The organism is Pedobacter sp. GR22-10 (assembly GCF_026239715.1).
GTDB lineage: Bacteria > Bacteroidota > Bacteroidia > Sphingobacteriales > Sphingobacteriaceae > Pedobacter.
The window spans coordinates 168,754-182,612 of the sequence record NZ_JAPIVR010000001.1 but is presented as its reverse complement, the minus strand read 5'-3'; the positions used below and the strand labels follow the sequence as shown (position 1 = coordinate 182,612).

Genomic DNA, 13,859 nt, shown 5'->3' with positions numbered 1-13,859 from the left:
CCCTAATTAGAATTAATAATGGTTGAACTTAGGTTGATTTGATCTATCCCATCAATATTAACTGTTTTACCCTTTATATTGGTGAGGCCTTTTTCAGCGTTGCCCAGATCTACTGTTGGCGCCGTATTTTCAATGCTTTCTTCGCCTTCTATAGTAATTACCTTTCCTTTAATATCAACGGTGTTCGTGGCTGCCGCCGTTTGTTCTGGTGTAGCACCTTCTGCCGGGGCCAGGTTACCCATGGTAATTTTCGGCGATTGAATATCGATGCTTGCTCGTCCGTTAATACTGATATGCTCGCCACTGATATCAATATTCCCTTCCTTATCCATGGTAATGGTACTTTTACCGCTATGAATCACAATCTTGCTGGCTGCCTGTGCTGTAATTAAACCCGGGCCATTTTTAATGTTCACAAAATTAGCCGCATTGGTACCCATATTTAAGGCATGGTTTAAATCATCAAATGTTAAAGCACTGCCTTTTCTGGAGGTCAAACCCTTGGTGTTGCTGTTCTTAAAACCGCTGCTGTCACCACTTTTGCCATGGTACACACTGCCCATTACCACGGGCCGCGCCACGTTGCCTTCTTCAAAGGCGATCATCACCTGGTCGCCTTTTTCGGGGATGACGTGAAAGCCTCGGTTTTTCCCGGTATCGCCCGTGCCCGCATTCGGGCTGACCACGCGCAGCCATTCGGTTACATCATTGCTGTGGCATTTCCACTTAAATTTTACTTTAATGCGGCCCTGCCCCTGCGGATCGTCATTGTCAATCACGTCAGCCAGCTGCATATCCGGGCTGGGTTTAGTATAATTTTTCACCAGTATCCGTTCAGAACTGGCCACCACGCCTTCAAAAGTATTGTGGTATTTCCCCGTGCCATCCAGGTTATGGGTAATGCTGGTAATTAAAAACCGCCCCAGGCTTTCGGTAGCAAAGGCGATTTCCTGCCTGATGCTCATGGTAATTTCGGCCAGGGTACCAATGCCCAGTGCTGCATTATCGCCACTGGCGTTTATCTTTAACAACTCGCTGATGTGCGCTTTTTCTTCATTCTCTACATGACTTTTAATATCGCCATCATTATCCACCCTGATCATGGAGGGTTGGTTAAAGGTTTTGCTGTACATCAGGTTCGATGCTTTGATGGCATAATCCAGGTCAGGATGGCCGCCGGCCTGGCCGCTGCTTTCACTTTCCAGTATGGTATCCTGTTTGGGGTTATAGGCAAAACGTTTGTTTTTAAGGGGTGCCAGTTCCATGGCGTATTGCAGGTTGTGGACATCCCGGCCATAAAACAGGCCAATGTCCTTTTGGGTGTCAGGCTTCCCGAAATTCAGCTGCTTACCATCATAATACAGCCATTCATGGTATTCGCCAGAAAGGCGGTTTAAAAATTCCCAGTCGCTTTCCTTGTACTGGATCAGGTAATCAATACTGGCCTGGCGGCTGGCATTGGCTACAATTTTTAAATCGTTTGCCGGGGTATCAATGGTGGCCAGTTTTACAATTTCATTTAAATCTTTATCCAGGTAAGAACCGAGGTCTTCCCCGCGATCAATCAAAATAGTGGGGCTGTAACCACTCACAATCAACACCCCATGGTAGCCGTGGCTTTGGGCCAGCTCTACCCGGGTAACCAGGCCAGCAAATTGCTGCATCTGTTCGGTTGCGTAGCCAAAGGAGGCGGTTAGGGTTTTTCCTACAAAATCGCGGCTGTCATCCAGGTTAATCAGGCCGGGGGCACCCATCTGGTCGTGGTTAAACCGGAGTTCAAAATAATGGTGGCTGTTAAATTCCTGTTGTAAACTAAATGAGGCAAAATGAGGTATCGCCCGGTCTTCTATATTGATTTCGGTGATGAGTTTGTTTTCCATAGGGCTAAGCTGTTCACCATTTTAATTTAAACCTGCACCCAATATTGCTGATGAATCTGTTTATTGACAATGAGTGCGTTGGCGTAAAATTTAATGATGGTTGATTTGGTTAAACGATATATGCTTTTACCAAATATTGAGCCAATGAATGATCTATGTTGCTCATTTACAGCTGTTCAATCTGCCCAAGTTTTGAAAAGGTTTAATGTGAAGCATTTAAACATAGATTTTATCAGGAAAAGATGCTTGTATTTATTTTAAAATAATTTTCGTATCACTTATCATACTTCATATAAATCAAAATGTTGTGGGTTTTCAGGGCAACGTGTAGTGCTTTTATACACAGCACATTGGGATCATAAACTCAAATCATTGATGGCATGGCTGCGAATTTAGACTTGATGAGTTTTAAAAAATTAATCCTGCACTAACCGGAAATTTATAAACCGGAAACAAGCGATAGCAGATAATGCCAATAATAAAATGATGAATTCCCGAAACAAAAAAAGCCGAAACATTTTTTTGTTTCGCGAAAATTTGTTTCCAAAATCCGAAACGTTTTTTCTGGAAACAAAAATTTGTTTCGCTAAAAAACGTTTCAACATTCGCTTTACATACAATAAATGGACTTTTTTGAAAAAAACACGCCTGAATAATAGTCAATAATCATGATTAAATTAAAATTTCGGGATATTTGACAAGTAGTACTAATCATATAAGCAGACTAAGTTAATGATTAGTGCCTCGCCAACCACATAAGTTTTGGATCATATGCTTATATCTTTCAGGAAGAGGATTTGGAGGGGAATTTTTAACCTCTGCAAATGAGATTATTTCGGCTTATAAAAAGCTTTATAATTCGTTTTCTAATGGTAATGAATGGGTAAATTCTTATAAAACAAAAGGAAACCGGTGCATGGTATTAAATCAGATAAATTAATTTCTTAAATAATACGCAGCAAACCTTACCGGTTTTAAAACCAGTAAGGTTTGTTGGTTATCATAAAAAATTTATTTCGTTTTTTCATTAACCGGGGCGGGAACGGGTTCATCCTGCTGGCCTTGCTTAAATTCTTTAATTCCTTTACCGAGGCCTTTCATCAGTTCCGGAATTTTCTTTCCTCCAAACAATAATAATATGGCTATGCCAAGGATAATCATTTCCGGGCCGCCCAATAACGCGGCAATTGTAAAATCTTTCATAGGTTCTATGTTTCTGGTATTTTCATATACGACAGAAACCAGCCTTTGGTTTTTAATTGATGATCAGCTTTCCCGATAGAATTGCACCATCCGTTTTCATCTCCGGCCTTCCTCAACATAAGTTCTTTTAAAAAGAATCGTTATAGCTATAATCGGAATTTTGTATGTTTGATTTGAACAAAACCTTAACACCAAAAAAAATGAACATCAGTAAAAACATTTTATTCACCTCACTTATCGCATTATCAACACTAAGCATGTATTCATGCAAAACCAAAAAACTGGCAGCCAAACCAGCACCTGCACCGGTAGCTCAACCAGCTCCACCTGCAGAAGCCAAAAAACCGGCACCTGAGCCTGAAAAAGAACCTGAAGCAGCGCCATCAGATCAGCCAAACTTCAATCTGGATAATATTCAGTTTGAGTTTAATTCCTTTGTGCTCAAAACCTCTTCCTTTTCTATTTTAGACAAAGCGGTTGCAGAAATGAAAAAATCGCCAAATACCCAGTTTGTATTGAATGGTCACTCTTCTGCGGAAGGTAGTCCGGAGCATAACATGTCGCTTTCAGTAGATCGTGCAAATGCTGTTAAATCATATTTTGTAAATGCAGGTTTAAGTGCCGATCGTTTTACCATTGTAGGCCATGGGGAAAAAGAACCCATCAGCACCAATAATACCGAAGAAGGAAGAACCTTAAACAGAAGAACGGAGATTAAGATTAAAAATTAATCGCATCCTTCCATAGTAAATATTAACCTGAATATGCAATAACTGAATAGCATACCCGGTATGCCCAACCGCAGTTCATTGCATGTTTTTTCTTTTCATTCATTATTTTATTTTATTTCTGTTTCCGATCAACAATATTTAATTTCATTGAATATCCCCACATTAAGCTGAATTAAACCCGAATATTGTGCATCCCGTTTTAGTTAGAAATAATATTAAAATTCTTGGTGAAGGTAGCCAGATCATTGTTTTTGCACATGGTTTTGGCTGTACACAAAGCACCTGGAAATACATTACCCACTCGTTTCTGAAAGATTATAAGGTGATTTTGTTTGACTATATAGGATCTGGAAACACCGACATCAGTCAGTATGATTACCACAAATATGCTACTTTAGAAGGTTATGCCTGCGACGTTCTTGATATTATAGCTGCACTTCAGCTTCAGGAAATTATTTTTGTCGGCCACTCGGTTAGCGCCATGATCGGGATGATTGCCGCAATACAAAAACCAGATGTTTTTAAGAAATTGATTTTTATCGGGCCTTCCCCTAAATACCTGAATGATCAACATTATATTGGCGGATTTAAAACTGAAGATATAGCAGCCCTTTTTAACCATATTGTAAATGATTATTCCGGATGGGCCAAAGCGATTTCACCAGCTGTGCTGGATTGTCCTCATAAACCTGAATTAACAGAATTTTTAATTGAATGCTTCGAAGAAACCAATCCCAGTATTGCATTGGCCTTTGCCATGGCTACCTTTAAAACAGATTGCCGGGAAAAATTAAAAGAACTATCCGTTCCAAGCCTGACTTTAGCCATGGCCAATGATCCGCTGGTTCCACTGCATATAGGCGAATACATCAGGGAGTATACACCCAATAATTTTTTAGTTGTGATGAAGGCCACCGGTCACTTCCCACAGATTTGTGAACCGGAAGAAACCGTGAAAGAAATCAAAAAATTTATTATGGATGAACACATGTGCTAAATCATAATAATATCTTCTTTACTTATGCTCTGAAGAAATTGTTGAATATATTGTTCAGTCATCAGGATTTAGTGCCCTAATTCCCGGCTCTTCCATGGCAACAGCTGCACGAATAATCTTGATTAGCCACAAAGCTTGATCACTCCAAAATAATCAAGTTTTGTACTCATGAGATTTTTATTTTCCTGTTTTCCAAAAATAGCTGCTAAAATGCCATGTAAAATAGGTTGAATGATAACAACGACGCCTCCTTCTCAAATGTGATATATAATTTTTAAAGGAGAGATAAAAATTATAAGGTTCAATCATTATTATAGCATTTTCGAATAATCATATTTTTCCGATATAATACCGCACTTGTTGGCATATTATTTGTAACAAAAGCAACGACATTCAAAATGAATGATATGATCATCAATATAATGAACAAAATGAATAAATCTGTTCATTTCAAAAACCAGACAAAATATAAACCCGTATATAAGCCAAAATCATTTATTATTTATGCTCCTCTGGCGCTTTTGGGCATGAATAAACTGAATGGATAACTATAATTTATCATCATAAAAAAATAACACACATGAACACTATCAAAAAAATCTTCGTTTTCTCGTTAATTATCTTTTCTGCATCGGCCAGTAATGCACAAAATGGTATGCGTGAACCTATCAATTATTCGTTAAAAAATGGTATGAAAATTATCGTTTCAGAAAATCAAAAGTCCCAGGGTGCATTCTCGAGTTTTACCTTAGATACCAGAGCATTTCAAAATAAGAAGGATGGCATTGTAGAATTGCTTAATGCGACATTAAATGAGCGTGCCTCAAAAAATGATCAGATCCTGTTTAAAGATAACAGTGGCAGGTTGGCTACCAATAATGCCCAGCTGGAAAAAGGATTAACAGAAATGGCCTCCATCATTCAACATACTGACATCAACCAAAAAGCATTCGATAGCGGCAAAGCGACATTACTTGCCAGCTTAAAAAAACAGGATTACGATTACGACCAAACGGTAAATGAAAATACGATAAATGCTATATCGCTTGGAGATCTTCAGGCTTTTTATAATGAAATCTCACCTGAAAAAACATTTTTAACCGTTGCCGGTAATGTTGAAATGAATACGGCAAAAGCAGCCGTAAAAAAAGCATTTGGAAACTGGAAAAAAGCGAATAAAGAAGAAATTTCTTCAATAGCGAAATAATATTATCCTACTTCAAATAAAAAGCTTTCTGATTAAAATCAGGAAGCTTTTTATGCTTAAAATGTTACATGATTTTGTCCGGCTCCGGATCAGATTAATTAAACATTCGATATCTTAGCACATCAATTATCCCGCTATGAAAAAGACCACTGTTATCACACTCTTTTCTTTTTTGATCACCTCACTTCATGCACAAACTGTAGTAAACCGAAATCAGGATATTGATCAAATGGTTAAAGCTGTGAGCCAGGATTCATTGAAGTCATATATTGCTCAAATGGTTTCCTTTGGCACCAGAAATACGTTAAGTGATATGAAAAGCAAAACCAAAGGAATTGGGGCAGCCAGAAATTGGGTGGTTGGAAAGTTTAATCAATTTGCAAAACAAGGTGATGGCCGGCTCTCGGCATATTTAGATACCACTACTTTTAAACCAGACGGTAAACGGGTAGACCAACCTACCCTATTGGGAAATGCAGTGGCCATATTAAAAGGAACTGATCCAAATGATAAAAGGGTTTATGTGGTCAGCGGGCATTTGGACAGTCGCGTTACAGATGTAATGAACCGAACCAGTAATGCGCCCGGAGCAAACGATGATGGCAGCGGGGTAGCCGGCGTAATAGAAGCCGCAAGGATTATGAGCCGGTATAAATTTCCTGCCACCATTATTTTCGTTGCCGTTAGCGGCGAGGAACAATCGTTATTAGGTTCGGGGTTTATGGCGGATAAAGCTAAAAAAGAAGGTTGGAATGTTGATGCGATGCTTAACAACGATATGATTGGCAGCAATAACAGCAGTGAAACACAAATTATAGACAATACCCGGTTACGTGTGTTTAGTGAAGGCCTGCCGGCGTACGAGCTGGATAAAAACGCTAAAAGCATCCGCCAGTTTGGATTGGAAAATGATGGTAAAAGCCGTCAGCTGGCAAGATACGTAAAGGAAGTTGGCGAACGTTATGTCGATCAGCTGGAGATTAAACTCGTTTACAGAAATGACCGCTTTTTAAGGGGTGGCGATCACACGCCTTTTGTTGAAAATGGCTTTACCGCAGTAAGAATCACTGAAATGAATGAAAATTTTGATCATCAGCATCAGGATTTGAGAACGGAAAATGGCATTAAATATGGCGATTTACAAGAATTTATGGATTTTGAATACCTCAGAAAAAATACGGGTGTTAATATCGCCGTCTTGGCCAATTTAGCCAAAGCACCTTCAGCACCCATAGAAGTTAAAATAGATGTTAAAAACCTGAGCAATGCTTCACAATTATATTGGAAAGCACCGTTAAGTGGCAATGTGAAGGGTTATTATGTGCTCATGCGCGAAACCAGCAGCCCCGTTTGGGAAAAGAAATTTTTTACTTCAGCCACTAAGATAACGCTACCCTATAGTAAAGACAATTATTTATTTGCTGTACAAAGTGTTGGCAATGAAGAGAATGAAAGCCTTGCGGTTATTCCCGGCATTGGCAGATAGAAAATATTAAGCTTTACCAAAGTTTAAGCTTATTTTTAGGCCATGAAATTTAAGCCTTTAGCATTCATTTTAAGCATACTGATCACCCTGAGTATTGGGGCATTGGGCGGTTATGCTACAGCGCAATCGGTCAGAACCTGGTATCCTTTATTAAATAAGCCCGCTTTTAATCCACCTAACTGGCTTTTTGCGCCGGTTTGGACAAGCCTGTATGTATTAATCGGAATAGCTGCTTATCTGGTTTGGGTTAAACGCGATCGCATTGTTCACTTCCCCAGAACGGTAGCCATTTATTTCATCCAGCTTATTTTAAACCTGGCCTGGTCTTTTATTTTCTTTTACCTGCATGAAATTGGTTTTGCCCTGGCAGAGATTATTGTGCTCCTGGCGGTTATCATTCTTAACGCAATGATGTTTTATAAAATAGATAAATGGGCAGGGCTACTATTCATCCCCTACATACTTTGGGTTAGTTTTGCATCATTTTTAACTTATAACCTATTCATATTGAATTAATTTTAAAAGAAAATCTTATTTTAGGAGAGTGGTAGCTTTTAAAAGAATTTTGCTGATACTCTTCGTTTTATGCTATACCCAGTTGCATGCGCAAAAGGTGGGTCTTGTTTTTAGCGGTGGCGGTGCAAAGGGCCTGGCGCATATTGGCACTTTAAAGGCGCTTGAAGAAAATCACATCCCCATAGATTATATTACCGGAACATCAATGGGCGGCATTGTTGGTGCCATGTATGCCGCAGGCTATTCACCGGCAGAGATTGAGAAAATAGCATTAAGTGATGATTTTCAAAACTGGGTAAACGGGCGCTATACTAGCGATTATACTTACTATTTCCAAAAGAATGCACCCAATGCTTCTATGCTTACAGCTAAAGTGGCCATAAATACAGGGTTCCATTTTAGTTTCCGTTCCAACCTGATTAATGATATTCCTTTAAATTTTGCCTTTCTGGAACTTTTCTCACAGGCATCAGCTGTATCTAAGGATGATTTTAATAAGCTTTTTATCCCCTACCGCTGTATGGTGGCCGATGTGCTTTCTCAGAAAAGTATTACGGTGAGCAAAGGAAGTTTAGCAGAAGCAGTGCGGGCAACAATGACGGTTCCGATCATTTACCGTCCGATTAAGCTGGATGGAAAATATGTTTTTGATGGTGGTTTGTATAATAACTTCCCTGCAGATGTAATGGAAAGGGAATTTAAGCCTGATTATATGATCGGGGCCAATGTTTCTTCCAAAACCTATAATGAATATCCTAAAAATACCGATGACCGTTTAATGAACCGTTTCCTGGTGTACATGTTTTTGTCCAAATCAGACTCCACCATGATTGGAAAAAACGGCGTTTACATCCAGCCTGATCTGGCCGAATATACCGCAACCAACTTTGCCCCCGTAAAAGAACTGATTAAAAGAGGATATGATGCAACGATGGCAGATATGCCCAGAATTAAGCTATTGATCAGCAGAAGGGTCAGTGATGAGGAACTGGCAAAAAAAAGAGCCATCTTTAATTCCAAAAAACCTGATTTCAAGTTCCGTACAGTCTCTGTATCCGGCGTAAACGACCAGCAGAAAAAATATATCGAGCGCTTATTCAAAAGTGACCAGCCTACATTTAACCTGCAGGATATTAAGCGCGGCTACTATAAACTGGTTGCCGATCAGACTTTTGAAACCGTTTATCCCAAAATATCTTATCAGTCTGTTACCGACAGCTATACTTTTGAAGTGGTGGCTCAGCCCAAAAAAAGCTTTAAACTGGATTTGGGTGGCAATATATCCACCCGTCCCATCAGTAATGTTTTTCTGGGTGCCGAATACAATTATTTAAACCGCAAGGCATACACCTTTGGAACGAGCTTTTATTCCGGTCGCTTTTACGAATCGGTTCAGTTGAACGGCCGGATAGATTATCCTACAAAATTACCGCTTTTTCTGGCTGCAGAAATGACTTATAACCACTGGAACTTTTACAATACCAGCCAGATTTTTATTGAAAATCCACGTCCTATTTATATCGAGCAATCTGACCGCAAGATTGACCTGATGATGGGTGTTCCATTAAATTACAACACTAAAATAGTCCTGCACTCCAGCTTCATCAATAATACGGATCGATATAGCCCGAATAATACCTTTGCGGTGGGCGACTTACTGGATCAAACCATTTTTAATGGCTTCAGGGGTTCACTTAATCTCGAAAAAAACTCTTTAAACAGGAAACAATATGCCACCAATGGTCAAAATTTCTCTCTCAGCTTCAACTATACCACCGGCAGGGAAAATTATACGCCAGGCAACATCTTTCGCAATACACTTGGTTATGTTAAATCACCTGAAGTGAGCAGATTGCACCACTGGGGCAGTATTAAAATCACTCAGGAGAACTATTTTCTGCACCTGAAGAAGTATACGCTGGGCTATATTGTGGAAGGCGTGATTTCCAATCAGCCTTTATTCAACAATTATTACTCTACGTTGCTTGTTGCTCCTGCCTTCTACCCTATTCAGGATAGCCGTTCGCTCTTTCTCGATAAATTCAGGGCCACTACTTATGCTGCCGGAGGGATTAAAAATATTTATAGCCTTAAAAAAAATATTGATTTAAGGGCTGAAGCTTATTTATTTTTACCGCATAAGGAATTTGAACGTGTTGGCCTGCAGGATGTTGATTATGCAAAGGCCATTACAAAAATTCGCTATGCGGCAACAGCCGGAGTGGTTTATCATACACCGCTTGGCCCCGTAAGCCTGAGTTATAATTTATATAATGATGCAGTTAAAAGAAATGGTGTATTATTGCATATCGGTTATTTAATTTACAATAAACGTTCTATCGAATGAAACAATTAATCTTATTTTGCTCACTTTGTTTGGTGGCTTTCATCAGCTCGGCACAAACCGCAACCATTAACAATTTCCTGGTGAAGGAAAATTTAATTAAAAATAATAAGCTCGCCATTATTGCCGCCGATTCGCTGAATGTTCCGAATGAAAATATTAATGGGACATATACCTTTAGCGTAAGTGGTTTTACCCAGGTTCTTAAATTCAATGATGGCATCGCAGTATTGCCCTTGCCCATAGATAAATCTACTTTTGTTTATATCAAACATCAAAACGATTTCGGTACACATAGTAAACTTGTTTATGTATACAAAAAAGACAATGACCTGAATCCATACACCATTAATAGTTTATGGCTGTTCATCATTCCAATTGCGCTCGTGATTATTGCCTTTGCCTTTAGGAAACTCATCATTTTTGTGGTGATTGCCTTCCTGGTTTTTGTGTATTTCAACCACAGTTCCGGCTTAAATATCTCTACATTTTTTGAGAGCATATTTGATGGCTTGAAAAATCTGGTCTGAAATTAAATGCTAAACACTTTAACTTATTATCAGCTATGCGTATAGCGGTTATTGATCTGGGCACCAATACCTTTCACCTCTTGATTGCGGAGGTCAGCGGGCAAAATTTTGAAGTACTTTATAAAACGAATGTCCCTGTTAAACTGGGTGAAGGACGCATCAATGACAACATCATCATTCCGGAGGCATTTGAAAGGGGAATTAACTGTCTTAAAAACTTTAAGGAAACTATCTTAAAGTTCAGGGTAGAGAAGATCAGGGCCACTGCTACATCAGCGGTGCGCAGCGCCGGCAACGGGAAAGATTTCGTACATATCGTTAAGGAACAGACAGGAATAGAGATCGAGATTTTATCCGGTGATGAGGAAGCTGCATTAATTTATGAAGGCGTAAAATTAAGCGGCGCAGTAGAAGATTTAGCCTTAATTATGGATATTGGTGGCGGTAGCGTGGAATTTATCCTATGTAATACAGAAAAATTAATCTGGAAGAAGAGCTACAATATTGGTGCAGCCCGTTTGATGCAAAGATTTTTTAAGTCAGATCCCATTTCGGATGGGGATAAAAATAATATTTTAGCACACATTCAAGAGGAACTGACAGACTTATTTAGCGTATGTGCACCGTATCAGCCAAAAACATTAATCGGATCAGCGGGTGCTTTTGAAACCTTTGCCGAATTGGTGAGCAGCGCTAAAAAATCGGTCATTAATTTAGATACACTCCAATCCTATCATTTCGATTTTGATGAATATATTACCCTCTCTGTTAAGTTGATTAACTCTACGCATCAACAGCGATCAGAAATGCCGGGTATCATTCCTCTTCGGGTAGATTTAATTGTAATTGCAGCCCTCATCACTAACTACGTTCTGGGCAGACTTCAGATTAACCAGCTAAAACTATCAACCTATGATTTAAAAATGGGCATGCTGTCGCAAAATTTATTCGAGGGTTAATTTTTTAGCTGGCATAATCACTCTTCCCATAATGATTGGGCTGCTTTGCAAAGCTAAATCTTTTTGCTTGACCTTGCTGTAATCGAGTATCATTGTTGCGGCAAAGCGTGCGCTCTCCACAGAAAGTACATTGCTTTTAAGATCTAAACCATATTTAAAAACAAATTCATACCGACCAGCTTCATCTGTTATTGTATGATATTTGGTGTTCAAAATGACCACACGAATTCCGGACCTGGGCTTTTTATCTAAACCTAAAATCACTCCTGATATCCTGGTCACAGTATCTGGCTTTTTATCGTCCTCTTTAACTGTAGACTGCGCTGTAATTTCTGTAGCCACGCGAGGAATAGCAGCCCTGGCATCCTGAGTAAAAATGGCTGCGCCAATGACCAGTACACCTAGGTATTTCATCCAGTTTCTATTCGCTGGTTTAACTAATAAGTAATAGTTCAACTGATTGAGCTGTGTAACTGTTAAACGGCCACATATCGAAGTGCTGGCTTGAGTTAATACAGAAATGATTTCTGCGTTGGTATAATTCGTAAAGTCAATCACGTTTTTTGAACAGGCTGTACAGAAAGCAAAACCTGATTCTTTTTCCATCTCATCCCAATGCTGAGTACAGGGTTCTGCAATGGTCACTTGTGCTGGCGAATTTTTCATCTTTTAGATTTGTTAACATGATGAAAAAGAAATCAGGATTCCATAAGTATTTGCCATTTTAAATCTAAATATATTACTGCTGTTGCTGTTTTGGATATCTTAAAAAATCAGCCTCACTGTGTAATACGCTATTTATATTCATATATTTCGTTGAATATACAATAGGGACTTCCTGATTTAGATAAAACTTTTCAAATTCAGTTTTTGATAATTCCACTTTTAGCCTATGCTTTATGCCAGTTATATCCGTAAATTCCACAGATATATTACTAAGATCAATACTACGAATAGTCAAAGAGCTACCATCAACAATTTTTGCCATTACAATCACTCCGTTTGTTTCTAATTCCTGAGATTCTCTATTAACTTCTACCCAAAGGATTAAGCTCACATTTCCAAAAAGTGAAACTAACAATATAATCATTAAAAATATCCCTTGAATTGGTCTTTCTTTAACTTTTCCATTCTCATCATATTTATCAAATAAAATAAATAAACCAGAAAAAAGAACAAATACGCAAACTGTTATGCTTATGGCTCCAGTAATGGCTAGAAGCGTTGTTGCTGATTGATAAGTACCGATTGGAATCGCAAAATAAAATATGTAAACTAATAACAGACATACTATTCCCCAGATAGTAAGTTTCTTAAATATTATTTTATTTTTAACCATTTAGAGCGTCTTTTTTATAGATTAAATATTACTTCTACTCAAAATCAATTATTATTTATGTATTGTTTAAATAATCTGATGGTTAGACAAATTTTAAAAGTTCTTGATACAGTTTTTCAGTAGGCAGCCCCATTACATTGGTGTAAGAGCCTTCAATTCGCTGTACCACTACCAATCCCCACCAATCTTGCACACCATAACTCCCGGCCTTATCATATGGCTGATATTGATCAATATAGAAATCAATCTCCTCACTGGTAACTGACTTACAATAAACTTCAGTCCGGTCATAAAAAGAATAGATTTTATTGCCTTTAGCTAATGTCACACCCGTATAAACTTCATGTTTATGACCAGATAATTTTGCCAGCATTTCCTGAGCGTGTGCACGATCTGCTGGCTTGCCTAATATTTCGCCATTTAAGGCCACGATGGTATCAGCCGTGATGACGATTTCATCATCAGCCTTAAATGCTTTTGCTTTTTGTTCTGAGATGTAAACAGCAATTTCTGCAGGAGATAATCCATCAGGATAACTTTCATCGACATCTTTCAGTACCACTTTAAAATTTAAGCCCATCAGGGTTAAAAGTTCCTGCCTGCGTGGTGATTTTGATGCCAGTATGATGGGTGGGAATGTAATTGCCATAACGTAAATTTTTGCTAA

At 38.7% G+C, this 13,859-nt stretch carries 13 protein-coding genes; 8 read left to right on the top strand and 5 right to left on the bottom strand.

Going from position 1 to position 13,859, the window contains the following annotated elements:
* Positions 1-2: 2 nt before the first annotated feature.
* Together OQX64_RS00775 and tatA are read right to left on the bottom strand one after the other, a co-directional pair.
* Positions 3-1,880, bottom strand: coding sequence for a type VI secretion system Vgr family protein (locus tag OQX64_RS00775; protein ID WP_265817091.1), 1,878 nt, complete (start codon positions 1,878-1,880; stop codon positions 3-5).
* 1,011 nt (positions 1,881-2,891) lie between these two features.
* On the bottom strand, positions 2,892-3,083 hold the full coding sequence (gene tatA, locus OQX64_RS00770; protein WP_088300856.1) for a twin-arginine translocase TatA/TatE family subunit: 192 nt from the start codon (positions 3,081-3,083) through the stop codon (positions 2,892-2,894).
* 200 nt (positions 3,084-3,283) lie between these two features.
* On the opposite strand from tatA, the gene OQX64_RS00765 reads away from it, so the two are divergent.
* The 8 genes from OQX64_RS00765 to OQX64_RS00730 all read left to right on the top strand — a co-directional run bounded on the left by OQX64_RS00765 (position 3,284) and on the right by OQX64_RS00730 (position 11,853).
* Positions 3,284-3,814, top strand: a complete 531-nt coding sequence (locus tag OQX64_RS00765; protein WP_088301345.1) for an OmpA family protein — start codon at positions 3,284-3,286, stop codon at positions 3,812-3,814.
* A gap of 187 nt (positions 3,815-4,001) precedes the next feature.
* Positions 4,002-4,811 carry an alpha/beta fold hydrolase gene (locus OQX64_RS00760; protein ID WP_265817089.1) on the top strand — a complete coding sequence of 270 codons (810 nt, stop codon included), beginning with the start codon at positions 4,002-4,004 and terminating at the stop codon, positions 4,809-4,811.
* Between the two features lie 580 nt (positions 4,812-5,391).
* Complete coding sequence (locus OQX64_RS00755; protein WP_088300859.1) at positions 5,392-6,018, top strand: insulinase family protein; 627 nt, start codon at positions 5,392-5,394, stop codon at positions 6,016-6,018.
* Positions 6,019-6,154: 136 nt separating this feature from the next.
* Complete coding sequence (locus OQX64_RS00750; RefSeq protein ID WP_265817087.1) at positions 6,155-7,504, top strand: M28 family metallopeptidase; 1,350 nt, start codon at positions 6,155-6,157, stop codon at positions 7,502-7,504.
* Between the two features lie 42 nt (positions 7,505-7,546).
* Complete coding sequence (locus OQX64_RS00745; RefSeq protein WP_265817085.1) at positions 7,547-8,020, top strand: TspO/MBR family protein; 474 nt, start codon at positions 7,547-7,549, stop codon at positions 8,018-8,020.
* A 49-nt stretch (positions 8,021-8,069) separates the two neighbouring features.
* Complete coding sequence (locus OQX64_RS00740; RefSeq protein ID WP_265817084.1) at positions 8,070-10,367, top strand: patatin-like phospholipase family protein; 2,298 nt, start codon at positions 8,070-8,072, stop codon at positions 10,365-10,367.
* Positions 10,364-10,894, top strand: a complete 531-nt coding sequence (locus OQX64_RS00735; protein ID WP_265817082.1) for a hypothetical protein — start codon at positions 10,364-10,366, stop codon at positions 10,892-10,894. Before OQX64_RS00740 ends, OQX64_RS00735 begins: the two co-directional genes overlap by 4 nt.
* 35 nt (positions 10,895-10,929) lie before the next feature.
* A complete protein-coding gene (locus tag OQX64_RS00730) occupies positions 10,930-11,853 on the top strand; it encodes an exopolyphosphatase (protein ID WP_265817081.1) in 924 nt (307 codons plus the stop codon).
* Here OQX64_RS00730 and OQX64_RS00725 read toward each other — a convergent pair.
* From OQX64_RS00725 to OQX64_RS00715, 3 genes are all read right to left on the bottom strand, one after another.
* A complete protein-coding gene (locus OQX64_RS00725) occupies positions 11,839-12,519 on the bottom strand; it encodes a hypothetical protein (protein ID WP_265817080.1) in 681 nt (226 codons plus the stop codon). The genes OQX64_RS00730 and OQX64_RS00725 overlap by 15 nt on opposite strands.
* A 73-nt stretch (positions 12,520-12,592) precedes the next feature.
* Positions 12,593-13,192 (bottom strand): hypothetical protein, encoded by a 600-nt coding sequence (locus OQX64_RS00720; protein ID WP_265817079.1) that lies wholly within the window; start codon positions 13,190-13,192, stop codon positions 12,593-12,595.
* A gap of 82 nt (positions 13,193-13,274) precedes the next feature.
* Positions 13,275-13,841: a Maf family protein gene (locus OQX64_RS00715; protein WP_265817078.1), complete on the bottom strand. Its 567-nt coding sequence runs from the start codon at positions 13,839-13,841 to the stop codon at positions 13,275-13,277.
* Between the last annotated feature and the right edge of the window lie 18 nt (positions 13,842-13,859).

What these genes read in the sequence shown, in the direction of transcription:
- OQX64_RS00775 (WP_265817091.1), bottom strand. Translation starts at nt 1,880, where the DNA reads ATGGAAAACAAACTCATCACCGAAATCAATATAGAAGACCGGGCGATA.
- tatA (WP_088300856.1), bottom strand. Translation starts at nt 3,083, where the DNA reads ATGAAAGATTTTACAATTGCCGCGTTATTGGGCGGCCCGGAAATGATT.
- OQX64_RS00765 (WP_088301345.1), top strand. Translation starts at nt 3,284, where the DNA reads ATGAACATCAGTAAAAACATTTTATTCACCTCACTTATCGCATTATCA.
- OQX64_RS00755 (WP_088300859.1), top strand. Translation starts at nt 5,392, where the DNA reads ATGAACACTATCAAAAAAATCTTCGTTTTCTCGTTAATTATCTTTTCT.
- OQX64_RS00750 (WP_265817087.1), top strand. Translation starts at nt 6,155, where the DNA reads ATGAAAAAGACCACTGTTATCACACTCTTTTCTTTTTTGATCACCTCA.
- OQX64_RS00745 (WP_265817085.1), top strand. Translation starts at nt 7,547, where the DNA reads ATGAAATTTAAGCCTTTAGCATTCATTTTAAGCATACTGATCACCCTG.
- OQX64_RS00735 (WP_265817082.1), top strand. Translation starts at nt 10,364, where the DNA reads ATGAAACAATTAATCTTATTTTGCTCACTTTGTTTGGTGGCTTTCATC.
- OQX64_RS00730 (WP_265817081.1), top strand. Translation starts at nt 10,930, where the DNA reads ATGCGTATAGCGGTTATTGATCTGGGCACCAATACCTTTCACCTCTTG.
- OQX64_RS00725 (WP_265817080.1), bottom strand. Translation starts at nt 12,519, where the DNA reads ATGAAAAATTCGCCAGCACAAGTGACCATTGCAGAACCCTGTACTCAG.
- OQX64_RS00720 (WP_265817079.1), bottom strand. Translation starts at nt 13,192, where the DNA reads ATGGTTAAAAATAAAATAATATTTAAGAAACTTACTATCTGGGGAATA.
- OQX64_RS00715 (WP_265817078.1), bottom strand. Translation starts at nt 13,841, where the DNA reads ATGGCAATTACATTCCCACCCATCATACTGGCATCAAAATCACCACGC.